We start from the raw sequence: 970 nt of genomic DNA, 5'->3' as shown, positions 1-970 counted from the left end.
CTTGCTGCTTTTTATACATCGTTCGTTATAGAGGTGACGGCTTCAAATGTCGATATCCGACCATTACAGTGGATGCTAGGTGCCTGCGTCCTTGAAGCGATCATGAGTATCTTCACGATTATTGTAGTGAGTATATATAACTGGAAAAAGAAAAAACTATCCTCTCATAATAAAAATATGGATACTGATAAACACCCAACGCCAGATAATACTTTATCTGGTTTCAAGAATGCAATATACGAAACGGATGATTTAAAAACCCTGAAGAAGCATCATGAAGATCCGATTGCAGAAATTCCTTGGCAGCACGTTAACGTTAGGTCGCAGAAGAAAGATCAGGGTGAACAGCAATGAGCACCGATAAGAATTTTTCAACCGCTGATAATAATGATCCGCAGCCTCCCGTGGAAAAGCAAAGTGCATCGGGCAATAATCCGGAGAATGCCTATCAAGAGCCTAAATATACACAGCTGTATGGTCTAGAAGGCACCGACGGTAAGATCTCCTTGGAATCCCAGGCGTCCCCGGGGTTTCAGGGCGCTGAGGGAAAGGAAGAGCCTCATAAACACATATCACAACAGTTTGATATAGATCCCAACACCCGTGAGCCTCTTCTCATAGCACAGGCTATCAAGAATATTCTAATTATTATTCCTGTGCTCATCATGCTGGTTGTTTTTGTCTGTGTATTCATTAACGTTTTGGTATCTGCGCCCAGTGGATATGATGATCTTATCTTGGCGGGTATGTTTATTATTGCCGTTATTGCACTTCCTTACATGATTCACGTTATCTTGCAGGTTGTCGCGTTTATGCGGTTTAGGAGATCAGTCAAGTTTCGGTGGATACGAGGCGCCAATATTTACGGTCTTATTGTTGCCCCGATCTCCGAGGTTACCTATGTGCCGTTTATGCTAGAGCGGATTCTTGATCCATCTTCATCTGCCGAGAGCTCTTTTACAATAGTGGG

Annotated in this window: 1 protein-coding gene and 1 pseudogene; both read left to right on the top strand. The window is 43.0% G+C overall.

Translation table 11 applies throughout. The features are described 5' to 3' along the window. A pseudogene (locus HMPREF2625_RS01780) lies at positions 1-354 on the top strand (hypothetical protein); the annotation flags it as partial. Beyond that, the coding region (locus HMPREF2625_RS01775; RefSeq protein ID WP_070521094.1) for a uracil phosphoribosyltransferase at positions 351-970 on the top strand (620 nt) is incomplete at its 3' end. The pseudogene HMPREF2625_RS01780 and the gene HMPREF2625_RS01775, both read left to right, overlap by 4 nt.

The organism is Rothia sp. HMSC064D08, from assembly GCF_001809525.1.
In the GTDB taxonomy this organism is placed as follows: Bacteria; Actinomycetota; Actinomycetes; order Actinomycetales; family Micrococcaceae; genus Rothia; species Rothia dentocariosa.
This window is presented reverse-complemented; position numbering and strand designations above follow the sequence as displayed.